The sequence below is a fragment of the Castellaniella sp. genome, from assembly GCF_034675905.1.
GTDB lineage: Bacteria > Pseudomonadota > Gammaproteobacteria > Burkholderiales > Burkholderiaceae_B > Castellaniella.
Genome location: NZ_JAUCCV010000010.1, coordinates 534,629 through 557,100 on the forward strand (window position 1 = coordinate 534,629; position 22,472 = coordinate 557,100).

25 protein-coding genes and 1 riboswitch are annotated in these 22,472 nt (G+C 63.8%); of the genes, 17 read left to right on the forward strand and 8 right to left on the reverse strand.

Translation table 11 applies throughout. The features are described from left to right. Positions 1–14 precede the first annotated feature (14 nt). From VDP79_RS12690 to VDP79_RS12710, 5 genes are read left to right on the forward strand one after another with little or no spacing between them, the layout of a single operon-like run. A complete protein-coding gene (locus VDP79_RS12690; protein ID WP_323018546.1) occupies positions 15–1,895 on the forward strand; it encodes a ribonuclease catalytic domain-containing protein in 1,881 nt (626 codons plus the stop codon). A 4-nt stretch (positions 1,896–1,899) separates the two neighbouring features. Further along, positions 1,900–2,790: a TonB family protein gene (locus VDP79_RS12695; protein WP_323018547.1), complete on the forward strand. Its 891-nt coding sequence runs from the start codon at positions 1,900–1,902 to the stop codon at positions 2,788–2,790. Then, entirely contained in the window at positions 2,787–3,491 is a 705-nt protein-coding gene (mtgA, locus tag VDP79_RS12700; protein ID WP_323018548.1) for a monofunctional biosynthetic peptidoglycan transglycosylase, read from the forward strand. The genes VDP79_RS12695 and mtgA overlap by 4 nt, the downstream gene beginning before the upstream one ends. 54 nt (positions 3,492–3,545) lie before the next feature. Continuing rightward, entirely contained in the window at positions 3,546–4,721 is a 1,176-nt protein-coding gene (gene lptG / locus VDP79_RS12705) for an LPS export ABC transporter permease LptG (protein ID WP_323018549.1), read from the forward strand. Further along, positions 4,718–5,536 (forward strand): symmetrical bis(5'-nucleosyl)-tetraphosphatase, encoded by an 819-nt coding sequence (locus VDP79_RS12710; protein WP_323018550.1) that lies wholly within the window; start codon positions 4,718–4,720, stop codon positions 5,534–5,536. Before lptG ends, VDP79_RS12710 begins: the two co-directional genes overlap by 4 nt. Here VDP79_RS12710 and VDP79_RS12715 read toward each other — a convergent pair. From VDP79_RS12715 to VDP79_RS12730, 4 genes are all read right to left on the reverse strand, one after another. Beyond that, positions 5,533–6,276 (reverse strand): lysophospholipid acyltransferase family protein, encoded by a 744-nt coding sequence (locus VDP79_RS12715; RefSeq protein WP_323018551.1) that lies wholly within the window; start codon positions 6,274–6,276, stop codon positions 5,533–5,535. The genes VDP79_RS12710 and VDP79_RS12715 overlap by 4 nt on opposite strands. Positions 6,277–6,371: 95 nt before the next feature. Beyond that, entirely contained in the window at positions 6,372–6,815 is a 444-nt protein-coding gene (gene ruvX / locus VDP79_RS12720) for a Holliday junction resolvase RuvX (protein ID WP_323018552.1), read from the reverse strand. Continuing rightward, complete coding sequence (locus VDP79_RS12725; protein WP_323018553.1) at positions 6,808–7,404, reverse strand: YqgE/AlgH family protein; 597 nt, start codon at positions 7,402–7,404, stop codon at positions 6,808–6,810. The genes ruvX and VDP79_RS12725 overlap by 8 nt, the downstream gene beginning before the upstream one ends. Before the next feature lie 45 nt (positions 7,405–7,449). Next, positions 7,450–7,614 carry a rubredoxin gene (locus VDP79_RS12730; protein ID WP_043685094.1) on the reverse strand — a complete coding sequence of 55 codons (165 nt, stop codon included), beginning with the start codon at positions 7,612–7,614 and terminating at the stop codon, positions 7,450–7,452. 113 nt (positions 7,615–7,727) lie between these two features. Here VDP79_RS12730 and VDP79_RS12735 point away from each other — a divergent pair, with 113 nt between their 5' ends. The 9 genes from VDP79_RS12735 to proB all read left to right on the forward strand — a co-directional run bounded on the left by VDP79_RS12735 (position 7,728) and on the right by proB (position 15,710). Next, positions 7,728–8,537: a bifunctional hydroxymethylpyrimidine kinase/phosphomethylpyrimidine kinase gene (locus tag VDP79_RS12735; protein WP_323018554.1), complete on the forward strand. Its 810-nt coding sequence runs from the start codon at positions 7,728–7,730 to the stop codon at positions 8,535–8,537. Further along, complete coding sequence (gene thiE / locus VDP79_RS12740) at positions 8,534–9,175, forward strand: thiamine phosphate synthase (RefSeq protein WP_323018555.1); 642 nt, start codon at positions 8,534–8,536, stop codon at positions 9,173–9,175. The genes VDP79_RS12735 and thiE overlap by 4 nt, the downstream gene beginning before the upstream one ends. A gap of 23 nt (positions 9,176–9,198) precedes the next feature. Next, entirely contained in the window at positions 9,199–10,485 is a 1,287-nt protein-coding gene (gene hemL / locus VDP79_RS12745) for a glutamate-1-semialdehyde 2,1-aminomutase (protein ID WP_323018556.1), read from the forward strand. 107 nt (positions 10,486–10,592) lie between these two features. After that, complete coding sequence (locus VDP79_RS12750) at positions 10,593–11,123, forward strand: MarR family transcriptional regulator (protein WP_323018557.1); 531 nt, start codon at positions 10,593–10,595, stop codon at positions 11,121–11,123. Between the two features lie 145 nt (positions 11,124–11,268). Further along, on the forward strand, positions 11,269–12,495 hold the full coding sequence (argJ, locus tag VDP79_RS12755; RefSeq protein ID WP_323018558.1) for a bifunctional glutamate N-acetyltransferase/amino-acid acetyltransferase ArgJ: 1,227 nt from the start codon (positions 11,269–11,271) through the stop codon (positions 12,493–12,495). A gap of 176 nt (positions 12,496–12,671) precedes the next feature. Further along, positions 12,672–12,983 (forward strand): 50S ribosomal protein L21, encoded by a 312-nt coding sequence (gene rplU, locus VDP79_RS12760; RefSeq protein ID WP_323018955.1) that lies wholly within the window; start codon positions 12,672–12,674, stop codon positions 12,981–12,983. Positions 12,984–13,003: 20 nt separating this feature from the next. Further along, positions 13,004–13,264, forward strand: a complete 261-nt coding sequence (gene rpmA / locus VDP79_RS12765) for a 50S ribosomal protein L27 (protein ID WP_323018559.1) — start codon at positions 13,004–13,006, stop codon at positions 13,262–13,264. A gap of 70 nt (positions 13,265–13,334) precedes the next feature. Continuing rightward, positions 13,335–14,492: a GTPase ObgE gene (gene obgE, locus VDP79_RS12770; RefSeq protein WP_323018560.1), complete on the forward strand. Its 1,158-nt coding sequence runs from the start codon at positions 13,335–13,337 to the stop codon at positions 14,490–14,492. A gap of 54 nt (positions 14,493–14,546) precedes the next feature. After that, on the forward strand, positions 14,547–15,710 hold the full coding sequence (gene proB, locus VDP79_RS12775) for a glutamate 5-kinase (protein WP_323018561.1): 1,164 nt from the start codon (positions 14,547–14,549) through the stop codon (positions 15,708–15,710). On the opposite strand, the gene VDP79_RS12780 is transcribed toward proB, so the two are convergent. Continuing rightward, positions 15,691–16,179 (reverse strand): Lrp/AsnC ligand binding domain-containing protein, encoded by a 489-nt coding sequence (locus VDP79_RS12780; protein WP_323018562.1) that lies wholly within the window; start codon positions 16,177–16,179, stop codon positions 15,691–15,693. The genes proB and VDP79_RS12780 overlap by 20 nt on opposite strands. 11 nt (positions 16,180–16,190) lie before the next feature. Continuing rightward, entirely contained in the window at positions 16,191–16,373 is a 183-nt protein-coding gene (locus VDP79_RS12785; protein WP_323018563.1) for a hypothetical protein, read from the reverse strand. Between the two features lie 80 nt (positions 16,374–16,453). On the opposite strand from VDP79_RS12785, the gene VDP79_RS12790 reads away from it, so the two are divergent. Then, positions 16,454–17,704: a D-amino acid dehydrogenase gene (locus VDP79_RS12790; RefSeq protein WP_323018564.1), complete on the forward strand. Its 1,251-nt coding sequence runs from the start codon at positions 16,454–16,456 to the stop codon at positions 17,702–17,704. Positions 17,705–17,758: 54 nt separating this feature from the next. Here VDP79_RS12790 and VDP79_RS12795 read toward each other — a convergent pair whose 3' ends face one another. Continuing rightward, positions 17,759–18,493: a hypothetical protein gene (locus VDP79_RS12795; RefSeq protein WP_323018565.1), complete on the reverse strand. Its 735-nt coding sequence runs from the start codon at positions 18,491–18,493 to the stop codon at positions 17,759–17,761. Between the two features lie 153 nt (positions 18,494–18,646). Here VDP79_RS12795 and VDP79_RS12800 point away from each other — a divergent pair, with 153 nt between their 5' ends. Together VDP79_RS12800 and thiC are read left to right on the forward strand one after the other, a co-directional pair. Then, complete coding sequence (locus VDP79_RS12800) at positions 18,647–19,018, forward strand: helix-turn-helix domain-containing protein (RefSeq protein WP_323018566.1); 372 nt, start codon at positions 18,647–18,649, stop codon at positions 19,016–19,018. Positions 19,019–19,066: 48 nt separating this feature from the next. Beyond that, positions 19,067–19,167: riboswitch (TPP riboswitch) on the forward strand. A gap of 79 nt (positions 19,168–19,246) precedes the next feature. Beyond that, complete coding sequence (gene thiC, locus VDP79_RS12805; RefSeq protein ID WP_323018567.1) at positions 19,247–21,160, forward strand: phosphomethylpyrimidine synthase ThiC; 1,914 nt, start codon at positions 19,247–19,249, stop codon at positions 21,158–21,160. A gap of 557 nt (positions 21,161–21,717) precedes the next feature. On the opposite strand, the gene VDP79_RS12810 is transcribed toward thiC, so the two are convergent. Then, positions 21,718–22,371: an OmpA family protein gene (locus VDP79_RS12810; RefSeq protein ID WP_323018568.1), complete on the reverse strand. Its 654-nt coding sequence runs from the start codon at positions 22,369–22,371 to the stop codon at positions 21,718–21,720. Between the last annotated feature and the right edge of the window lie 101 nt (positions 22,372–22,472).

The following is a 22,472-nucleotide window of genomic DNA, read 5'->3' on the forward strand; positions in this document are numbered from 1 at the left end:
CACTCTTATTCTTTATGCACGTTCTCTACGAAGACGCCGGCAAGCTCAAGGCCGAAACGATTTTCTCCGAAGCCGACACCTCGCTGCAGGTGGAATCCGCTTCCGGCAAACGCAGCAAGATCAAGCGCAACAATGTGCTGTTCACCTTTGATCAGCCTGCCCCCGACACGCTGCTGCCCAGCGCGGAAACCCTGTCCGCCACGCTGGAACCAGCCTTTCTGTGGGAATTCGCCCCGCAACAGGAATTCGAGGCCGCCGCGCTGGCGGAAGACTATTTCGGCCACGCACCGAACGCCGTGGAAAAAACCGCACTGATCCTGGCGCTGTCGGCCGCACCCGCCTATTTTCACCGCCGCGGACGCGGCACCTTTCGCCCTGCGCCGCCCGACATCCTGCAGGCTGCCCTGGCGGCCATCGAGAAAAAACGCCTGCAAGCCGAACAGCAGCAGCAGTGGACCGACGCCTTGATCGCGGGCCAGCTGCCCGACGCCCTGCAGGCGGTCGCGCACACGTTCCTGGACCAACCGGACAAAAATTCGCAGGAATGGAAAGCCTTTGACGCGGCTGTGCAGCAACTGGGCATCAGCCCGGAAAAACTGCTGTTGTCCTTGCGCGTCTGGCCCAACCCCTTGGCCATGATGCGCCAGCGTTTCCTGACCACGCATTTTCCCAAAGGGACCGAATGGCCGCCCGTGGCCGTCGAGCCCTGGGGCGCCGACCTGCCGCAAGCCGAGGTCGAGGCCTATTCGGTAGACGATTCCAGCACCACGGAAATCGACGACGCCTTGTCCGTCACGCAGCCGGATGCCGAGACCATCCGGGTCGGCATCCACATCGCCGTGCCCGCCCTGGCCATCCCACGCGGCAGCGCCTTTGACGACATGGCCCGCAGCCGCATGTCCACGGTCTACATGCCGGGTGACAAGATCCCCATGCTGCCGCATGAATTGATCACTGCCTTTTCCCTGGACGAAGGCCAATGGCGCCCGGCCCTGTCGCTGTATGTGACGGCGCGGCGGCAAGACGGCGAAATCCTGGAGACCGATACCCGCCTGGAACGCATCCGGGTCACCGCCAACCTGCGCCACGACAAGCTGAGCGACACCATCACGGCTGACGCCCTGGCCGATCCCGACGCTGACATTCCCTACGGCCATTGGCTGCGCCCCCTATGGCAATTCGCGCTGCACCTGAGCGCCGCCCGCGATCAGGTGCGCGGCAAGCCCGAAAATAATGACCGGATTGAATACAGTTTCGAAATCGACGGCCCGGCCGACGCACCGGACTCCACCATCCGCCTGATTCCCCGACAGCGCAACGCCCCGCTGGAGCGTCTGGTGGCGGAATATATGATTCTGACCAACACGCAGTGGGGCGCCCTGCTGGCCCGCCACGGCGTGCCCGGCATCTACCGCTCGCAGCAGATGGGGCGCACGCGCATGTCCACCCAGGCCCTGCCGCATGACTCCATCGCGGTGCCGCAATACATCTGGTCCACCTCGCCGCTGCGCCGCTATGTGGACCTGATCAATCAGGGACAGATCCTGGCCGCCGCTGAACATGGGGTGTCCGCCCGTCTGGTCGCCCCCTTCAAACCCAAGGATGCGGACCTATACGCGCTGATCGGCGCCTTCGATTCGCAATACACGCTATGGGGCGATTTCCAGTCATCCCTGGAACGCTATTGGTGCCTGCGCTGGCTGCAGCAACAGGGCCTGAAAGAAGTTCGCGCCCATGTATTGCGCGAAAATCTGGTACGCCTGGCCTGCGCACCGCTGGTCACCCGCATCAACGGCCTGCCCGTCTTTGATCGCGGCCAGGAAATCGTCCTGGACATTCTGGGCTACGATGAACTAGGACTGGAAATCGAGTGCCGCCTGCGCGAAGCGCTCTAACGACATGACACAGCCGGAGAACCCGCTGCCGCTGCAGTTGCTGGAACCCCGCCGCGAAGGCCGCAGCCGGATGGCGCTGGCCCTGCTCTTGTCCGGCTGCGCGCACGCGCTGCTGCTGACCTGGCAGGCCTATGCCCCGCCTGACACGACACGCGAATCCCCGTTGGAAATCACCCTGGTCAATAGCCGCAGCGATCAGGCGCCGCTGCAGCCCCAGGCGCTGGCCCAACAAAACCTGGACGGGGGCGGCGAACAGCCGCAGGGCATGGCCTCGTCTCCCTTGCCGCGCACCAGCGACGGCAATGCCGACGAGGTCGTGCTGGAAGCGCTGCGCCGGCGCCAGGCGGAACTCGAAGCCGAGCAACGCCGCCTGCTGACGCAACTGGAATCCTCTGACAAGGTCCCCGAGGCCACACCGGCCCAGCAACTGCTGGGCCAAAGCGCGGAACCCGGCGACGACGAGCGCCAGCAGGACAGTCTGGTGCTCAGCGCCCGGATCGCTGCGCTGAAGGCCCAGATCGAACGCTACAACGCCCTGCCCCGGCAGACCTTCGTAGCGCCATCCACTCAGGCGGCCGATTACGCCCAATATGTCGAAGCCTGGCGCCAGCGCATCGAACTGATCGGCACGCAGCACTACCCGCCCCAAGCCCGTGGACGCATCTACGGCGATCTGCAGCTGACCGTCTACATCCGCCGCGACGGACAACTGGACCATCTGACGTTCGACCGCCCATCCAACCAGGCCATCCTGAACAGCGCGGCACGGCGCATCGTCGAATTGGCGACTCCCTTCCCCCCCCTGCCCCCTCAACTGGCAGCACGCACCGACATCCTGGCCATCACGCGGACCTGGCATTTCACCCGCGCGGGCCTGGACACGGAATCCCCATGAATCTGCGCCGCCTGATCGTCGCGGTCATCCTGGCGGCCCTATGCGCCGGCTTTCTGTATCAGATCGGCCTATTGGGCATGGTGGTCTGGTTCAATTTCCGCAACCCATCGAACACGCCAGTCATGCAGGACACGCTCAATACGCTGCGAACGCACCAGCCCGACGCCCGGCTGGTGCATCAATGGGTGCCCTATGACAACATCAGCGCGAATCTGAAACGCGCCGTGATCGCATCCGAGGATTCCGGATTCATGGACCACGACGGCGTGGAATGGGACGCCATCCGCAAAGCCTGGCGCTACAACCAGCGCCAGGAATCTCTGGGCCGCAGCCGCCGGCGCGGCGGCTCGACGATCACTCAGCAGCTGGCGAAAAACCTGTTTCTGTCGAACTCGCGCAACTACCTGCGCAAAGGACAGGAGTTGATCCTGACCTACATGATCGAAGGCGTCATGAGCAAGCGCCGCATCCTGGAACTCTATCTGAACATCGCCCAATGGGGCACAGCCACTTTCGGCGCTCAGGCCGCCGCCCGCCATTACTTCAAAACCGATGCAGCCAGGCTGTCGAGCACCCAGGCTGCCCAACTGGCGACCATGCTGCCCAACCCCGCGTACTACGACGCACACGGCGCCACGGGATATCTGCGATCCCGCGCCGCGACGATCCGCGCCCGCATGCCGCAGGTCGCGCTTCCCTGATCCGGCCAGCAAACGGATCAGAGTACTATTGAGGTTTTTCCTGCAGTCTGACCCATGCGCACGGCCCGACACTATCTCGCCCGCGAAATCTACCGCTCGACGGCTGTCGTGCTGGTGGCGCTCGTGGGGCTGTTCATGTTCTTTGCCCTGATCGAAGGGCTGGACAAGGTCGGTGATCGGCTGTCGCTGCTGAATTTATTCTATCTGCAGGCGCTCGACCTGCCCAACCACCTGTATGAACTGCTGCCGATCGGGCTGCTGATCGGCGCCGTGCTGGCGCTGGCCGGATTGGCTCAGCGCAATGAACTGACCATTTTGCGGGCTTCCGGCGTCAGCGGCCTGAAACTGCTGACCACCCTGTGGCTGATCACCATCCCCCTGGTCCTGGGGGCCTACATCCTGTCGGAATACATCACGCCGGCCGCCGAATTGCGCGGCAGCGAATCCCGGCTGTCGCTGATGGGGCGCACCGATGGCGGGCGCCTGTCCAGCGGCTATTGGTTCAAGGAAAGCGACGCGGACGGCGGGACGCGCATCATCAATATCCACCAGCTGGACGGCCAGGGTCAGGTGCAGGGCATCGTCCTGTACGAATTCCAGCCGGACGATACGCTCAAGGCCTATGTCCAGGCCAAGACCGGCCAATTCGAACAAGGCCGGTTGACGCTGCAGGACCTGACGGAAACCCGGATCCTTCCCCAGCCGACCAGTGCGCTGGCCGATGCCCGCATCCCCAAATCCCCGGTGACAGAGGTCCTGCACCTGGACCGTCGCAGCATCCCCACGTCTCTCAGCCCCGAACGCCTGATCGCCCGCATTCTGACGCCGGAACGCATGGCGATTTCCGACCTGCTGGACTATATCCAGTACCTGCGCAGCAATCATCTGCAGACCGACCGCCAGGAAGTCGCCCTGTGGCGCAAAGTCGCCTATCCCTTTACCTTGCTGGTCATGATGACCATTGCCGCACCGATCGGTTTCATGCAGACCCGGCGCGGCGGGGTCGGCCCCAAGGTCTTTCTGGGCATCATCCTGGGCGTAGGATTTTTCATGCTGAACCAGCTGGCGCTGAACGCCGGCATGCTGGGGGACTGGCCGCCCTGGGCCACTGCGTTAGTGCCCAGCCTGCTGGGCCTGGGCCTGGCATTGGTCACCCTGCTGGCCATGGAACACCGCCATCCTCTGGCGCTGTGGTGGCGACAACGGCGCCTGGAACAGACATCCGCATGACCTCCGCTCGTGATGTCTGGGTGATCGGCGATGTGCAAGGCTGCGCCGGCGCACTACGAGCGCTGCTGGCGCAGCCGGAACTCGCCCGACCCGATACGGAAATCTGGTTTGCCGGCGACCTGGTCAACCGGGGGCCGGATTCCCTGGGCGCCCTGCGCCTGATCCGCAGCCTGGGGACCAAAGCGCGTGCGATCCTGGGCAATCATGACCTGCACCTGCTGGCAGTCGTCGCCGGTGTGCGCAAGCAAGGTAAATCCGATACTTTGCAGGACATCCTGGATGCACCCGACCGGGATGAACTCATCACCTGGCTGCGCCATCGCCCGTTGATGGTGCGCGACTGCGGCCACGTCATGGTCCACGCCGGCATTCTGCCAGCCTGGACGCTGGACCAGGCCCAATCCCTGGCGCAGGAAATCGAATCCGCCCTGCAACAGGATGACTGGCCCCAGGCGGTCCATGATCTGTACGGCGAAGAACCCCTGCAATGGGATGACGCGCTGCGCGGACAAGCCCGCATGCGGGTCATCGTCAATGCCTTGACGCGGATGCGCGTCTGCCGCGCCGACGGCAGCATGGACTTCCGTCACAAGGGCGGCCCGGACGCAGGGCCGGAGCTGCAGCCCTGGTTTGACCTGCCGGGGCGCCGCGACCTGGCCGAGCCGGTGGTGTTCGGCCACTGGTCGGCCCTGGGCCTGAATATCCGGCCCGACAGCATCTGCCTGGACACAGGGTGCGTCTGGGGGCGATCCCTGACCGCGCTGCGCCTGCGGGATCATCGCTTGATCCAGCAGGATTGCACGGATTGCCGTTAAGCGCCTGAACCTGCCACGGCCCGCCGCACGGCCGCATGCGCCTGATGCGCCAACTGACTGCGATCCAGATGCGCGGCCGGAGCGATCGGCGGCAGGAATTCACATTCCACCGTCACGTCCCAGGCCCCCAGCAAGAACCACAGGTTTGCAGCCAAGGTCTGGTCCCCGACAAACGCCAGTTCGGGAGCGCGCCACCCGCGCCGTAAAAACCGCAAAGCCACGGGCTGCACAGGGACGGCGTCCTGCACGGCAGCCTCGAACAGCCCCGCATGAAAGGCCAGGATATCCTGGCCATCCGTCGTCGTGCCCTCGGGAAACAGGCCGACCACATCACCCTGTTGGAAACAGGCGCTGATCTGCCGCCCCGCTTCGCGGACCGCCTGGCGATGCCTGCGGTCGATGAACAGCGTGCCCGCCCAGGCGACCAGCAGGCCGATCACCGGCCAGCGCCGGATATCGCTTTTGGCGACGAAAGACGTGGTGCGCACCCGATTGAGGACAAAGATATCCACCCAGGACACATGATTGGCCGCCCACAGGACGGCGCCCTGCAGCATGGGTTCGCCCTGGACGCGCACCCGCACGCCGCACAGGATCAGCAAGCACCGGGACCAGCCGCCGACGACGGCGCGCCGCCGGGTTCGGCTTAATAAAGGGAACACCAGCAATTCTGTGAGCAGACCCAGCAGGATCCATGCCAGGACCAGCATCAAGCGAAACAGGAACAGCAATAGCGCCATGGGCATCCTTATGCCCGGCCAGCCCAGGCAACGCCGCCCATCATACCTGCTGCCCGCCGGCCCGCAAGGCGTGGCGCCGGCTGCCTAGCAGCGGCCTAGCGCCGCACACTGACCCCGGCGAGATCACTCGCCCCGCCGACGTGGCCCGACTGCTGATCCAGATAGCGCTGCAGGATGACGGCTGCCGCCATGGCGTCGTCCGGGACGTTCGAGCCCAGAATCTGCTGGGCTTCCAGGCTGGATCCGCGCTCGTCGACCAATTCGACCTGTACGCGAAAGCGCCCTTCCAGTTGATGCGCAAAGCGGCGGCTGTGCTGCGAAGCGGGCTGTTCCTCGCCATCCAGCGTCAGAGGCAGGCCGACCACCACCCGATCCGGCTGCCACTCGTCCAGCAGCGCCTGAACCTGGGTGAAGCGCTGTTCGCGTGTGGCTGGCGTCAGGATGCACAAGGGCCGGGCCTGCGCCGTCAGCGTATTGCCCAACGCCACGCCGATTTTCTTCAGTCCGAAATCGAAAGCCAGCAGGACGTCTTCAGGCATGGCCGACATCACTGGCCAGCATGGACGAGCGAATACCCAGCTGGGCCAGTGCGGCATCGTAGCGCTGCTCGGCCGGCGTACCGAACAGGATATCGTTGGAAGCCAGGACATTGAGCCAGGCATTACGGGACAGTTCGTCTTCCAGTTGGCCCGCGCCCCACCCTGCATATCCCAGCGTCACCAACAGATGCGCGGGGCCATGGCCGGCGGCGACATCCTGCAGCACGTCGCGGGACGTGGTCAGCGCCACGTCTTCGCCCAAGGGGATGCTGGAGCTGTATTCCCCCCTGGGGACATGCAGCACGAAACCCCTATCGGTCTGCACCGGCCCGCCGAAAAAGACGGGTGATTCACGGACCGGGCCGATTTCCAGGGACAGCGGCAGATCGATGCGCTGCAGCAGATCGCCGATCGTCAGATCGGTGGGGCGATTCACCACCAGGCCCAGCGCCCCATGTTCGGTGTGTTCGCAGACATAGATCACGGTATTGGCCAGTTCACCGGACACCATGCCCGGCATGGCCAGCAGGAACTGCCGGGACAGATCGATCCGCGAATGGGTGTCAGAATCATGCGTTTCCGTCTTCATGGCAGTCTCCTGAAAACCGGCCGTCAGGCCCATGCGACTAGAGTATCAGATCTCGATCAATTCGAAGTCTTCTTTACGAGCTCCGCATTCCGGACACACCCAGTTCGGCGGCACATCCTCCCACCGGGTGCCCGGCGCGATGCCGTCCTCCGGAAAGCCGGCCGCCTCGTCGTAGATCCAGCCGCAAATCAGACACATCCAGGTCCGCATGACAATCCCAACCTTGCAACAGGCCCGTCCGGTCATCGGCAGGCCGCATCCATTAGAATGGATGCCATAGTACCTAATCCGCCGGCGGCATTGCCGGCCAGTCGTCTGCACCCATGGCCTCGCCCCTCGTCTCTACACTCTCCCTGCCCCTGATTCTCGGCCCTTTCGACCCGAGCGGCGCCAGTAACCTGCCGATCGATGCGGTCATCTGCGCCCGGCTGGGCCTGCACGCCGGATCGGTGGCGACGGCCATCCATATCCAGGACACGAGCGGCACGGAATCCATCCAAAGACTATCGCCCGAACTGATCGACGATCAGGCCCGCTGCCTGCTGGAAGACATGGCGATCGGCGCCCTGAAGATCGGACCGCAATACGATCCGGAAACCATCGCGGTGCTGGCGCAGATCGTCGCCGACTACAGCGCCCTGCCCCTGGTGCTGCACCTGACGGCCCCGCCGCAGGTCCAGGACCTGGACGATCTGGACCCCGAAGACACGCTCAGCGCACAGCTGGACTTGCTGGTGCCCCAGGCGCGGATGGTCGTCGTCGACGCCGCATTGCCGGAACAATGGGCCAGCCAGGGCCTGCTGTCCGCCACGGGGGCCGACGATCCCATCCAGGCGCTGCTGGAACTGGGCGCAGACTACGTGCTGTGCAGCAACGCGGCCCTGAGCCCGGACCTGAACGGCCTGTCGCTGCACGCCCAAGACCAGGCCAGCCGCCGCTGGCCCTGGTCGCCATCGCTGGTGCGGGCCAGCGACAGCGACAGCCTGCTGGCCACCGCCCTGACCTGCCTGCTGGCCCGAGGCCTGGACCCGGCCGAAGCCGCCCAGCAAGCCATCACCACGGCTGCCGCCATGACTGAACACGCATTCCATCCCGGCATGGGCCAGCACATTCTGCAACACGCCGCCACATGAACCACCCACGCTTTCCTCGCGGCCTGTATGGGGTCACGCCCGACTGGGCCGATACCGGCCGGCTGCTGGCCGCCATCGAACAGGCCCACGCCGGCGGCATGCAGGCGCTGCAATGGCGGCGCAAGCACGGTTCCGCCGGCGAGCGCCGCGCTCAGGCCGCTGCCGTGCGCGATCTCTGCCTGCGCCTGCAGCTGCCCCTGATCATCAACGACGACTGGCGGCTGGCCGCCGACCTGGGCGCCGACGGCGTGCACCTGGGCAAAGACGACGCCGCCATCTCCCTCGTCCGCCAGACATTGGGACCGGACGCGCTGATCGGCTGTTCCTGCTACGACCAGCCCGAACTGGCGCGCCGGCACCTGCAAGACGGGGTAGACTACATCGCCTTCGGTGCGCTGTATCCCTCGGCCGTCAAACCGGATGCCGTCCGCGCCACACTGGACCATGTCCGCGCCGGACGGCGCTTGGCGGACCAGCATACGCCCCACCCAGCTGTCGTGGCCATCGGCGGCATCGGCCCCGACAACGCCGCCCCCGTCATCCAGGCCGGGGCGGACAGCATTGCCGTGATCAGCGCCCTATTCGAAGCTGCCGACGTCCGCGACGCCGCCCGCCGCTGCAGCGCGCTGTTTTCCTGATCCTTTCATATCGGAACCGATCCATGTCCCGCAATACCGAACTGTTCGAACGCGCCAGCCGCGCCATCCCCGGCGGTGTGAATTCCCCCGTCCGCGCCTTCCGCTCAGTCGGCGGCACCCCGCCCTTCATCCAGCGGGCGCAAGGTCCCTATCTGTGGGACGCCGAAGGCGCCCGCTACATCGATTACATCGGCTCCTGGGGTCCGGCCATCCTGGGTCATGCCGATCCCGAAGTGGTGCGGGCCGTGCAGGCAGCCGCCGAAGGCGGTCTGTCCTTCGGCGCGCCGACCGAAGCCGAAATCCAGATCGCGGAAGCCATCATCGACCGCATCCCTTCCATCGAGCAGGTGCGTCTGGTCAGCTCGGGCACCGAAGCCACGATGTCCGCCATCCGCCTGGCACGAGGCCACACGGGCCGCCACAAGATCATCAAGTTCGAGGGCTGCTATCACGGCCATTCGGACAGCCTGCTGGTCAAGGCCGGGTCGGGCATGCTGACCTTCGGCAATCCGTCTTCGGCCGGCGTCCCCCCGGAATTCGTACAGCACACCCTCGTGCTGGATTACAACGACCTGGTCGCTGTCGAGACCGCCTTTGCACAATACCCGGATGAGATCGCCTGCATCATCGTCGAACCCATCGCCGGCAACATGAATCTGGTGCGCCCGGCGCCCGGCTTCCTGGAAGGACTGCGCACGCTGTGCAGCCGGTACGGCGCCCTGCTGATCTTTGACGAAGTCATGACCGGGCTGCGCGTCGGACCGCAAGGCATGCAAGGACTGTGCGGCATCACGCCGGATCTGACGACGTTGGCGAAGATCATCGGCGGCGGCATGCCGGTGGGCGCCTTCGGCGGCCGCACCGAGATCATGGCCGACATCGCCCCCCTGGGTGCGGTCTACCAGGCCGGCACCCTGTCGGGCAACCCGGTCGCCGTCGCGGCAGGGCTGGTGACGCTGCGCCGTCTGGCCGAACCCGGTTTTTACGAACGGCTGCATGCGCAGACCGGCAAGCTCATCCAAGGCCTGATCGACTGCGCCCGCCGCCACGGCGTGCCATTCAGCGGCGACTGGCAAGGCGGACTGTTCGGCATCTACTTCCGCGACAGCATTCCGACCAGCCTGGCCGACGTCTCCGCCTGCGATCAGGATGCCTTCAAACGCTTCTTTCACGGCATGCTGGATGCCGGCGTGCACTTTGCGCCCTCCGCCTTCGAAGCGGGCTTTGTGTCCAGCACGCACGACGACGCCGTCATCCAGGAAACACTGACCGTCGCGGACCGTGTCTTTGCAGAGCTGGCGGCGAATTAATACGAACTTCAAATTACTTGACCCAGAACAAAGACGCGCAGGCATTCGACCCCTAAACTAAGTCTGTCATCCACAACAACGGCCGCCCGGCGGCCCAAGGGCGCGTCATGACCGACTACACCAACTACGCCGCCACGCAACACCCTGCCGTTGCATTGGACTTCCCCGACCTGGAAACCCGCACCACCGGGCAGGAACCCGCCGACATCCGTCTGTGGCTGCGCATGCTCAGCTGCTGCACACTGATCGAAAACGAAGTGCGCAGCCGCCTGCGCAGCGAATTCCAGACGACGCTGCCGCGCTTCGACCTGATGTCGCAGCTCACCCACGCCCCAAAGGGCCTGAAAATGAGCGAACTCTCGCGCCTGATGATGGTCACCAACGGCAACATCACCGGCATCACCGACCAGCTGGAAAAAGACGGCCTGGTCGAACGCATGAAAGACGACGGCGACCGGCGCAGTTCCTTGATCCGCCTGACGCTGAAAGGCCGCCGCCACCATCGCCGCATGCAGCGCGCGCACGAATCCTGGATCCAGGCGCTGGTAGGCGGCATGGCTCCGGCGGCACGCGGCGCCCTGTTCGATCTGCTGGGCGATCTGAAGCAAACCACTTACGCGCGCCTGCCAGCCGTTTAATACGTCGCATCCGCCGGCATGTGTCGCCTCAGGGTGACACCTTGCCCAGCCGGGGGCGTTGGTCCCAAGCACCCCCATTCGTCATAGAATGGGGGTTTGCTTTTTGACCTCTACGCCCCCCAGACAATCCAGACGCACGATCACCATGGCTATCAATTTGCACATTCCGGCGCGCGACGCCATTTTCCCTGTCGCAGGCATCCGTATCGGCACCGCTGAGGCCGGCATCCGCAAGGCCGGGCGCCGCGACCTGACCGTGCTGCTGCTGGACGAAGGCGCCGCAGTGGCGGGCGTCTTCACGCGCAACCGCTTCCGTGCCGCCCCGGTCCAGGTCTGCGAGGCCCATCTGGCTGCCGGCCAGGGCATCCGCGCCCTGGTGATCAACACCGGCAATGCCAACGCGGGCACTGGCGCCTCGGGCCTGCAAGCAGCCCATGACACCTGCGCTGCGCTGGCGGGCCAGCTGCACGTACAAGCCGGCCAGATCCTGCCGTTTTCTACCGGCGTCATCCTGGAACCGCTGCCGGTGGACCGCCTGATCGCCGGGCTACCCGCCGCCATCGCGGATGCGCAGGCTGAGCACTGGTTCGAGGCCGCGCATAGCATCATGACGACCGACACCCAGCCAAAGATCCATTCCCGGCGCCTGGATCTGGGCGGAGCCGCCGTCACCATCACCGGCATCAGCAAGGGCGCCGGCATGATCCGCCCCAATATGGCGACCATGCTGGGGTTCCTGGGCACAGACGCCGGCCTGGCGCCGGATCTGCTGCAAGCGCTGGCACGCCAGATCGCCGACCAGTCCTTCAACCGCATCACGGTCGACGGCGATACATCCACCAACGATTCCTTCATCATCCTGGCCACGGGCGCCAGCGGCGTGCAGATTGAATCCGCACAAGACCCGCGCTACGCCCCTCTGGCTCAGGCCCTGACGGATGCCGCCCGGGATCTGGCCCAGAAGATCGTGCGCGACGCCGAAGGCGCCACGAAATTCATGACCATCCGCATCGAGCAGGCGGCGACCACCGAAGAAGCCCTGAAGGTCGCTTACGCGATTGCGCATTCTCCCCTGGTCAAAACCGCTTTTTACGCCTCAGACCCCAATCTGGGCCGCATCCTGGCGGCCATCGGCTATGCCGGCATCGACGATCTGGATGTCTCCAGGCTGACGCTGTGGCTGGGCGATGTGCAGGTCGCCTCTCAGGGCGGGCGCGACCCCGACTACCGCGAATCAGACGGCCAGCGCGTCATGGCCCAGGCCGAGATCCTGGTGCGCGTCGCCCTGGGGCGCGGCGACATCAGCGACACGGTGTACACCTGCGATTTTTCGCACGAATACGTCAGCATCAACGCCGATTATCGATCCTGATACCCTGTTAGCCCAGATCCTCTTGATTTACAAACGGAATTCTGCAAAAATAACGGGCTTGGTCCCGCTTTTAACAGAGCTGGGCCGTTTTTGGCATCCCCGGCATTTTGAATTTGGCGGATCGTTTCTGATGAAACGCCCGTTGATTGCCGGTCATTTTTTCACAGGGAATCCCCATGTACGCGGTCATAAAAACCGGCGGCAAACAGTATCGTGTTTGCGCTGGCCAAAAACTGAAAATCGAACAGATACCGGCTGACATTGGGCAAGAAATCTCGCTTGACCAGGTGTTGTCGGTCGGCGAAGGCGAAACGCTGAAAATCGGCACGCCCTTCGTCGCTGGCGCTGCGGTCAAAGCCACCGTTCTTGCACAAGGCCGTCACGACAAGGTCAAAATCTTCAAGATGCGCCGTCGCAAGCACTACCAGAAGCACCAAGGGCATCGTCAGAACTACACCGAAATCCGCATCGACGCCGTTGCGGCCTGATACGGTCAAGGAGCACACTCATGGCACACAAAAAAGGCGGCGGCTCAACTCGTAACGGCCGCGATTCAGAATCAAAACGACTGGGCGTGAAGGTCTACGGCGGCCAGGCGATCCTGGCTGGCGGCATCATCGTCCGTCAGCGCGGCACGCAGTTCCACCCCGGCGTGAACGTCGGCATCGGCAAGGACCACACCCTGTTCTCCCTGGTGGATGGCACGGTGCAGTTCTCGATCAAGGGTGCGCTGAACAAGCGAACCGTCTCGGTCGACGCGGTCAATTAATCACCGCATCAAACCGAGAAAAGGCCCTGCTCTCCGGCAGGGTCTTTTTTTTCATTAGAATGTATTCATCATGAAATTCGTAGACGAAGCCACCATCGAAGTCGTTGCCGGTAAAGGCGGCAACGGCGTAGCCAGCTTCCGCCGGGAAAAATTCATCCCGATGGGCGGGCCGGACGGCGGCGACGGCGGGCGCGGCGGCTCGATCCTGGCCGTCGCCGACCGTAATATCAACACCCTGATCGACTACCGTTATGCCCGCCTGCATCGGGCGAAAAACGGTGAAAACGGTCGGGGATCGGACCAGTATGGGGCGGGTGCGCCGGACATCGTCCTGCGCGTGCCCGTGGGTACCGTGATCCACGACGCCGATACGGGCGAACAGCTGTTCGACCTGAATCAGCACGACGATCAGGTCACGCTGGCTGCCGGCGGCCACGGCGGCCTGGGCAATCTGCACTTCAAGTCCAGTATCAACCGGGCGCCGCGACAATTCACCCCTGGGCACGAAGGCGAGCAGCGCCGCCTGCGGCTGGAACTGAAAGTCCTGGCCGACGTCGGTTTGCTGGGCATGCCCAATGCGGGCAAATCTACATTGATCACGCGCGTCTCGAACGCCAAGCCCAAGATCGCTGATTACCCCTTCACGACACTGCACCCGAATCTGGGCGTGGTGCGCACATCCGCTTCGCACAGTTTCGTCATCGCCGACATTCCCGGCTTGATCGAAGGCGCGTCTGAAGGCGCTGGTCTGGGCCATCAATTCCTGCGCCACCTCAGCCGTACACGGGTCCTGCTGCATCTGCTGGATGTGTATTCTCCCGACCCAGACATCGATGCCTGCGCCCAGGCCATCCAGGACGCTCAGGCCATCGTGCGCGAACTGGAACGCTACAGCCCGGAACTAGCGGCCAAGCCGCGCTGGCTGGTGCTCAACAAGATGGACATGATCGAAGACCCCGCCGCCATCCAGGAACGCATCTGCCGCGAACTGGACTGGACCGGTCCGGTGTTCGGCATATCGGCCCTGACCGGCGCGGGCGCCCCGTCGCTCATGGGGGCGATCCAGTCCTGGCTGGACGAACAGCAGCGTGCGGCCTACGCGCGTGACGAAGACCCCCGTTTTACCGGCCATCCGGCGGCAAGCGATCCGCACACGACGCAGACCCGGACCAGACGCCATCCTGAATCGCGCTGCGCTACACTTCAGAACACCCGCCTGATGGACTGATCCGGTGTCAGGCGGGCATTTGACCGCTACCTTTTGTTGCTGCGCGCCGCCTGTATGTCTACGCCTGCCCTTTCTTCTTCCGTCGCCCGGGACGCCCATCGGCTGGTCCTGAAAGTCGGCTCGTCCCTGGTCACCAACGAAGGCCGCGGCATCGATCTGCAGGCCGTGGCTCAATGGGCGGAACAGATCGCCGGCCTGCATGCCGCTGGCCGCCAGGTCGTTCTGGTATCCAGCGGAGCCGTCGCCGAAGGCATGGCCCGACTGGGCTGGCCGCGCCGCCCCAAAGCCATGTCCGAACTGCAGGCAGCGGCAGCCGTCGGGCAGATGGGCCTGATCCAGGCCTACGAAGCCGCCTTTGCCCGCCACGGCATCCGTACGGCCCAGATCCTGCTGACCCACGAGGACCTAGCCGACCGGCGTCGCTACCTGAACGCTCGCAGCACCCTGGTGACACTGCTGAATCTGGGCGTGGTGCCGATCGTCAACGAAAACGACACCGTAGTCACCGATGAAATCCGCGTGGGCGACAACGACACACTGGGCGCGCTGGTGACCAATCTGGTCGAGGCCAGCGTCCTGATCATCCTGACTGATCAGGCGGGTCTGTACAGCGCCGATCCACGCAAGCATGCCGATGCGCAATTCATCCACCAGGGCCAGGCAGGCGACCCCGCCCTGGAAGCCATGGCAGGGGGATCGGGCAGCGCCATCGGCACCGGCGGCATGCTGACCAAGGTATTGGCCGCGCGCCGCGCCGCCAATAGCGGCGGCCACACCATCATCGCATCCGGGCGTGAACCGGCCGTGCTGCAGCGTCTGGCATCCGGCGAGGCCATCGGCACCGAACTGCAGGCCGTGTTGCCGGTCAGATCCGCCCGCCAGCGCTGGATGGTGAACCACCTGCGCCTGCGTGGCCGCGTCACGCTGGATGCCGGGGCCGTGCGGGCCCTGACCCAGGGACACCGCAGCCTGCTGCCCATCGGCGTCACCGACGTGGAAGGCGATTTCGAGCGCGGCGACGTCGTGGCCTGCGTCGACGAGCACGGCGTGGAATGCGGCCGCGGCCTGATCAACTATTCAGCGGCCGATACGGCCCGCATCCTGCGCCAGCCCAGCGCCCGCATCGCGGATATTCTGGGACATCTATCCGACCCGGAACTGATCCACCGCGACAATCTGGTGGTCATCCGGGCGCGCGCTATTTCTGCGCCGGAATAAACAACGTTTCCTTGACCTCTTCCATGACCACGCAGCTTTTGGTCTGCGTGACGCCGGGCAGGCGCAGCAAAATATTGCCCAGCAAATTGCGATACTGGCTGATTTCCTTGATGCGCGCCTTGACCAGATAGTCGAAATCACCCGACACCAGATGGCATTCCAGCACCTGAGGCACGCATAGCACCTCGCGGCGGAATTCCTCGAAAGTCCGTTCCGATTTGCTCGACATGCTGATTTCCACGAATACCAACAGGCCTGCATCCAGGGCAGCAGGGGCTACGCGGGCATGGTAGCCTGTGATGGTGCCGTCCCGCTCCAGGCGCCGCACGCGCTCGATACACGGCGTCACGGTCAGGCCGACGGCATCGGCCAGTTCCGTCATGGACAGGCGGCCGTTTTGCTGCAGCAGATCCAGAATGCGGCGGTCGATCTTGTCGAGCGCATGCACCGATTCTTTTTGAATTCGCACGAAGTCTCTTCCTAAAAAGTCATCCGGCTGCCGCCGGCGAAACAGGTATCCGGCGCCGGCAACAGGCCCTGGCGCACACTGACAAAAACGGCATAAAACGGGGTCAAATTGCCGTCACGACGACGACATTTCACGCAAGCAGCATTTTGTCCTACCCGCCAGGATTTGGCTAGAAGGCACACGATGAAATTCATGAAAAATCGATTTTTTCATGAAAAATAACCTGAGATTATTGCCTATCATCATCAAAAATTAATCTAATCGAGGTTCGATCATGAAGGTTCTCGTTTTAGGGGCCGGCGTTGTGGGTGTCACGAGCGCCTATTACCTGGCGCGCCAGGGCCACGATGTGACCGTTATCGACCGGGAATCCGGCACGGCGGAAGAAACCAGCTTCGCCAACGCCGGACAGCTGTCCTTTGGCTATTCCTCGCCTTGGGCTGCGCCTGGCATCCCCCTGAAAGCCCTGAAATGGCTGTTCACCCAGCACGCACCGCTGACCATCCGGCCCGATGGCAGCCTGTTCCAGCTGCGCTGGATGTTCGACATGTGGCGCAACTGCACCCCGGCCCGCTATGCCGTCAACAAAGACCGCATGCTGCGCCTGTCGGCCTACAGCCGTCAGTGCCTGCATGCCCTGCAAGCGGATACCGGCATCCAGTTCGAAGGGCGCACCCAGGGAACGCTGCAGGTCTTTCGCACGCAGAAACAGATGGACGACGCCCAGCGCGACGTCCAGGCCCTGAGCGATGCGGGCGTAGCCTACGAACTGATCGATGGCGATCGCCTGGTCGATTACGAACCCGCCCTGCACCAGGTGCGCCACAAGCTGGTCGGCGGCCTGCGCACCCCGGACGACGAGACCGGCGATTGCAGACTCTTCACCCACGAGCTGACCCGCTTGGCCGAAGCCCAGGGCGTGCAGTTTCGCTACGGCGAAACCATCCAGGCCCTGCATCAGGCCGGTGGACGGATCAGCAGCGTGCAATGCGCATCAGGCCTGCTGCAGGCCGATGCCTACGTCGTGGCGCTAGGATCATATTCCCCGCTGCTGATGCGCGGCATCGTGGATATGCCGGTCTACCCGATGAAGGGCTATTCCATCACCGTGGACATTGCCGACCCCGAACGGGCGCCGATATCCACATTGCTGGACGAGACCTACAAGATCGCTCTGACCCGCTTCGACCAGCGTATCCGGGTGGGCGGCATGGCCGAAGTCGTGGGCTACGACATGCATCTGGACCCGCGCCGCCAGCGTACGCTGGAAATGGTTCTGAATGACTTGTTCCCCGGCTGCTACAAGCCCGGCGACGTGCACTTCTGGACCGGCCTGCGGCCCAAGACGCCGGACAGCACACCCATCGTCGGACGCACCCGGCTGGATAATCTGTTCCTGAATACCGGCCACGGCACGCTGGGCTGGACCATGGCCTGCGGCAGCGGCAGTCTGATCGCCGATATCGTGTCCGCCAAATCCACGGCCATCCGCAGCGACGACCTGGACGTCCGGCGTTATCGCTGACACTGTCCGAACAGGATGGCGCCCAGCCACGGCGCCATCCGTGGGTTGCACCCGTCATAACGCCCAGGCGTAGCCAAAATCCCGTAGCGATTCAATGGGCGGCATCGGCATGCCGGCGTCGCAGGCGCGCTGGCGCAAACGGCTGATGATGCTGCGGCATCGGGGATCGCGGATACGGGCCTGTTGGCGAGGCTGCCAGACCTGCAACACCGCAGCGATCAGATCCGCATGACTGGCCACATGACCCGGCGCCTCGAACAGACACAGCAGGACAGCGCGTTCCGAGACCGTCAGGTGCAGCGCTGTTGCATGCCCATACCCCAGCACCCAGCCCTGGTCCATCAAACGCCACGAACCGATGCACAAATCCGCAGCTGCCTGATGCACGGGCACGAAGGGACGGGGCTGCACATCCGGACCAAAGCGGGCGCGCCGATAATCCAGCGCCAGCAATACCGATACCAGCAAGGCAGGCGGATCCTCCGGCCGCAATACATAATCCACCCCCGAGGACAGCAATGCGGCCTGTTCCGGGCCAACCGGCTGCCCATACCAAGCGAGCAGGATCAATCCAGGCCAGACTGACCGTACGGCGTGTGCCGCACGGCAATTGACGGCGACATCCGCCAGCAGGACGAGCGCATCCGGCGCCAGGGTCCCTGGCCGGAGAAACATTCCCCGCAGCGCAGCAGCATCAGAAAACACGACCACCCGGCAGCCGCTGGCAGTCAGGCACTGAATCCAGCCATTGTCCGCAGGCGCCAAGACCCAAACGACCTTGTCATCCATCACGCCATATCCCCCTGTTACCAGTACGCGGATAGCGGCAACTCTCGTGGAATGCCGCGGGTCCGCCCAGATATCAATCATTCAGTGCTAATTATTACATTAGTAATGGAACATGATCACCAATGTATTCGCCGTTTTTAGTCCAATGGGGGCGTGAAGACCTTTGGCGAACGATTGCGACACACCCGGATCAGGCGCGGCCTCTCGCAGGCACAGCTGGCGCACGCCTGCGGCCTGTCCCAAAGCGCCATTTCCAGCTACGAAAACGGCAGCCGCCAATCCCCCAAAAAATTGCTGAACCTGGCTCAGGCCCTGAGTGTGGATATCTATTGGCTGAGCCGCGGCGAGGGGACGGCAGAATCCGCATCCAGCATGGCGGCAACCATGCACGAGCACACCGCACCCTGGCCCTTCCCATCCATAGAACCTCATGTGTTCTGGTCCTTGAAGCCCAAGGATCGCAAGACGGTGGAAACCACGGTATCCGCGCTGATCGACAGCTTGATCGCTTCCCCCAAATACTGATTATTCCAGGATCAGCGCTAGCCGGCGCCCGATCAGCGCCTTATACTGCATGCCTCGCAGGGGTACTCGACGGCAATGCCGGCGGGTTGAGAAACACCCTTCGTACCAGTACGGATAATGCCGATGCTGGGAGCGTGCGCGGTGTCCCATCTTTTCTCTCCGGCCTGCGCTTTCCTTCCTCCCCGACTCGGCTCCATTTCCGAAAATTTTCGAACCTGGAGCTTCCTCTTGAATACCAATCCTCAGTTTTCCGCCACCCAGGCCACGGTCGACCACGCCGCTGTCCAGCCGCTGCCCGCTTCCCGAAAAATCCACGAAACCGGTTCTCGGCCGGACATCCGCGTCCCATTCCGGGAAATCCGGCAAGACGAGACGCCGTCCCTGTTCGGCGGGGAAAGCAACCCTCCCCTGACCGTCTACGACACCAGCGGTCCCTACACGGACCCGGATGCCGTCATTGATATCCGGCAAGGCCTGGACACACCCCGCCAGCCCTGGATTCTGGAGCGCCAGGACACAGAAATACTGGACAGCCTGAGCAGCCAATACGGCCGCGCCCGCCAGACCGATCCAGAACTGAATGCCCTGCGCTTTACGCGCACCCGCCCCCCACGCCGCGCCCGCACAGGCGCCAACGTCACGCAAATGCACTATGCGCGACGCGGCATCGTGACGCCGGAAATGGAGTTCGTCGCCATCCGCGAAAACCTGCGGCATGAACGCTACGTGGAAAGCCTGCGCAGCAGCGGCCCGGAAGGCGCCCGCCTGGCTGAGCGCCTGACTCGCCAGCATCCGGGGCAATCCTTCGGCGCAGCCATCCCGCAGACCATCACACCGGAGTTCGTGCGCGACGAGATCGCCCGAGGCCGCGCCATCATCCCGGCCAACATCAACCACCCCGAAGTAGAACCCATGGCCATCGGGCGCAATTTCCTGGTCAAGGTCAATGCCAATATCGGCAATTCCGCGATCCGGTCCGACATCAGCGAAGAAGTCGAAAAAATGACCTGGGCGATCCGCTGGGGCGGCGATACCGTCATGGATCTATCCACCGGCAAGCACATCCACGAAACGCGCGAGTGGATCATCCGCAATTCCCCGGTGCCCATCGGCACAGTGCCGATCTACCAGGCGCTGGAAAAAGTCGGCGGCGTGGCCGAGGAACTGAACTGGGAAATCTTCCGCGACACGCTGATCGAACAGGCCGAACAAGGCGTGGACTATTTCACCATCCACGCGGGCGTGCGCCTGCCCTTCGTGCCCATGACCGCCAGCCGCATGACCGGCATCGTCTCCCGCGGCGGATCGATCATGGCGAAATGGTGCCTGGCGCACCACAAGGAAAGTTTTCTATACGAGCGCTTCGAAGACATCTGCGACATCATGAAGGCCTATGACGTCAGCTTTTCGCTGGGCGACGGACTGCGCCCCGGCTCGGGCTACGACGCCAACGACGAAGCCCAGTTCGCCGAACTGCGCACCCTGGGCGAGCTGACCCAGGTCGCCTGGAAGCACGATGTGCAGGTCATGATCGAAGGCCCCGGCCACGTGCCGATGCAGATGATCCGCGAGAACATGGATCTGCAGCTGAAGCATTGCCACGAGGCGCCGTTCTATACCCTGGGGCCGCTGACCACGGACATTGCCCCCGGTTACGACCACATCACGTCAGGCATCGGCGCAGCGCTGATCGGCTGGTACGGCACGGCGATGCTGTGCTATGTGACCCCCAAGGAACACCTGGGGCTGCCCAACAAAAAGGATGTGAAGGACGGGATCATCACTTACAAGATCGCTGCGCATGCGGCCGATCTGGCCAAGGGGCATCCCGGTGCGGCAATCCGCGACAATGCGCTGTCCAAGGCGCGTTTCGAGTTCCGCTGGGAAGACCAGTTCAATCTGGGGCTGGACCCGGATACGGCCCGCGCCTTCCACGATGAAACACTGCCCAAGGATTCGATGAAGGTGGCGCACTTTTGCTCGATGTGCGGCCCGAAGTTCTGCAGCATGAAGATTTCGCAGGACGTGCGGGATTATGCGAAGGACAAGGGGCTGGACGAAGCGACCGCTTTAGCACAGGGAATGGCGGCGAAGTCGGCCGAGTTCATTGCACAGGGATCTGAGGTGTATCAGAAGGCATGATGCTTGGTTTCTGAGGTTTCTGGGCAGAGCCGCGGAGCCGGTGCGGCCATGCGCAGCTGGTTTTGATAGGTGGTTTTTCAGCATGCGCAGCCGGCGCAGCACCCGGTGGTTCCGCGACACACTCCTGGTGGCCCTTCGGGCTTCCCGGATCTGCCTCGTCCGCCAGGGCGGTGGGCGAACTCGTCGCTTCGCTCCTCAGACAGCGCCCACCGACTGCCCCCTGGCTCCCTTCGTCAGCCTCCGGCACCAGTCGAATGGTCGCTCCACCACCGGGTGCTACACCGGCCGGAACCGTTGCACACCTGAGCCTGGGGAGGCCATGCCCCCGGCGCCGGCATTGGCAGGCGCCGGATGCTTCTGAAGGAAGAGCGGGGGATGTCGTCGGGCGTGTTTGAGGCCGCAGGCCGAGTTCGCCCGACGCCCGCTCGGACGAAGAAGATCCGGGCAGCCCGAAGGGCCGCCTGACACAGCCGGCAGAGGGGGCATGGCCTCCTCAGGCGGCTCAAGAACTCAAACAACCCACACGCCCAAAGAACCCCAGACGCCCCGACGCGCGTTTACTTCACCGCATATAGGAACAACTCCACCCGCCGGTTCAGCGCCTTGCCCGCCGCCGTATTATTGTCACCCACCGGATTCGCCGACCCCCGGCCTTCCGCCGCCAGCCGGCCCGGCGCCACGCCCTGGCCCGCCAGGTATTGCGTCACCGCCCCCGCCCGCCGTTGCGACAATGGCATATTGATCGCATCCGACCCCGTCCCATCCGTATAGCCGACCGCCTTGGCCCGCAATTCCGGATGTTGCGTCAGCGCGCGCGCGACACTGTCGAGTACCGGCAGCAACTCCGATTTCAGGACGGATTTGTTCGTGTCGAACGACACATTGCTGGGAATATTGACCTTTAACGTACCATCTGGCATTTCTATCACGGCAACCCCCAGGTTGGACGCACCGGACTTCTCTACATCACCCTTGATGACCTTCCAGTTATAGCCGACCACCCCGCCTACGACAGAACCGATCCCCGCGCCGACCCAAGCGCCATGACTGCCGCCTCCGATCAGCGCCCCAAGCCCGGCCCCAATGGCGGCGCCGGCGCCGGCGCCCACCGCCGTATTCTGGCCTTGAGGAGTGACATTGGCGCAGGCCGTCAGCAAAGCCAGCACACCGACCGCCGTCAACCGCGTGGCTAAATATGTTGCCGTCGCCATGGAATCCTCCTGTTGTTGATGATTCAACTAGCGTAGCAGGATGTGTCCGCATAGTTGTAAACGCTCGTTTCAACTCTGGCTTTTTGTCGCACTGACAGCAG

Bases quoted from the DNA above. Each gene is read 5' to 3' on its own strand.
- VDP79_RS12690 (WP_323018546.1), top strand. From the start codon at position 15: ATGCACGTTCTCTACGAAGACGCCGGCAAGCTCAAGGCCGAAACGATT.
- VDP79_RS12795 (WP_323018565.1), bottom strand. From the start codon at position 18,493: ATGGATGACAAGGTCGTTTGGGTCTTGGCGCCTGCGGACAATGGCTGG.
- ruvX (WP_323018552.1), bottom strand. From the start codon at position 6,815: ATGCCTGAAGACGTCCTGCTGGCTTTCGATTTCGGACTGAAGAAAATC.
- VDP79_RS12725 (WP_323018553.1), bottom strand. From the start codon at position 7,404: ATGAAGACGGAAACGCATGATTCTGACACCCATTCGCGGATCGATCTG.
- VDP79_RS12730 (WP_043685094.1), bottom strand. From the start codon at position 7,614: ATGCGGACCTGGATGTGTCTGATTTGCGGCTGGATCTACGACGAGGCG.
- VDP79_RS12695 (WP_323018547.1), top strand. From the start codon at position 1,900: ATGACACAGCCGGAGAACCCGCTGCCGCTGCAGTTGCTGGAACCCCGC.
- lptG (WP_323018549.1), top strand. From the start codon at position 3,546: ATGCGCACGGCCCGACACTATCTCGCCCGCGAAATCTACCGCTCGACG.
- argJ (WP_323018558.1), top strand. From the start codon at position 11,269: ATGGCTATCAATTTGCACATTCCGGCGCGCGACGCCATTTTCCCTGTC.
- proB (WP_323018561.1), top strand. From the start codon at position 14,547: ATGTCTACGCCTGCCCTTTCTTCTTCCGTCGCCCGGGACGCCCATCGG.
- rplU (WP_323018955.1), top strand. From the start codon at position 12,672: ATGTACGCGGTCATAAAAACCGGCGGCAAACAGTATCGTGTTTGCGCT.
- obgE (WP_323018560.1), top strand. From the start codon at position 13,335: ATGAAATTCGTAGACGAAGCCACCATCGAAGTCGTTGCCGGTAAAGGC.
- rpmA (WP_323018559.1), top strand. From the start codon at position 13,004: ATGGCACACAAAAAAGGCGGCGGCTCAACTCGTAACGGCCGCGATTCA.
- VDP79_RS12710 (WP_323018550.1), top strand. From the start codon at position 4,718: ATGACCTCCGCTCGTGATGTCTGGGTGATCGGCGATGTGCAAGGCTGC.
- VDP79_RS12735 (WP_323018554.1), top strand. From the start codon at position 7,728: ATGGCCTCGCCCCTCGTCTCTACACTCTCCCTGCCCCTGATTCTCGGC.
- VDP79_RS12810 (WP_323018568.1), bottom strand. From the start codon at position 22,371: ATGGCGACGGCAACATATTTAGCCACGCGGTTGACGGCGGTCGGTGTG.
- VDP79_RS12750 (WP_323018557.1), top strand. From the start codon at position 10,593: ATGACCGACTACACCAACTACGCCGCCACGCAACACCCTGCCGTTGCA.
- VDP79_RS12785 (WP_323018563.1), bottom strand. From the start codon at position 16,373: ATGAATTTCATCGTGTGCCTTCTAGCCAAATCCTGGCGGGTAGGACAA.
- thiE (WP_323018555.1), top strand. From the start codon at position 8,534: ATGAACCACCCACGCTTTCCTCGCGGCCTGTATGGGGTCACGCCCGAC.
- VDP79_RS12790 (WP_323018564.1), top strand. From the start codon at position 16,454: ATGAAGGTTCTCGTTTTAGGGGCCGGCGTTGTGGGTGTCACGAGCGCC.
- mtgA (WP_323018548.1), top strand. From the start codon at position 2,787: ATGAATCTGCGCCGCCTGATCGTCGCGGTCATCCTGGCGGCCCTATGC.
- VDP79_RS12715 (WP_323018551.1), bottom strand. From the start codon at position 6,276: ATGGCGCTATTGCTGTTCCTGTTTCGCTTGATGCTGGTCCTGGCATGG.
- hemL (WP_323018556.1), top strand. From the start codon at position 9,199: ATGTCCCGCAATACCGAACTGTTCGAACGCGCCAGCCGCGCCATCCCC.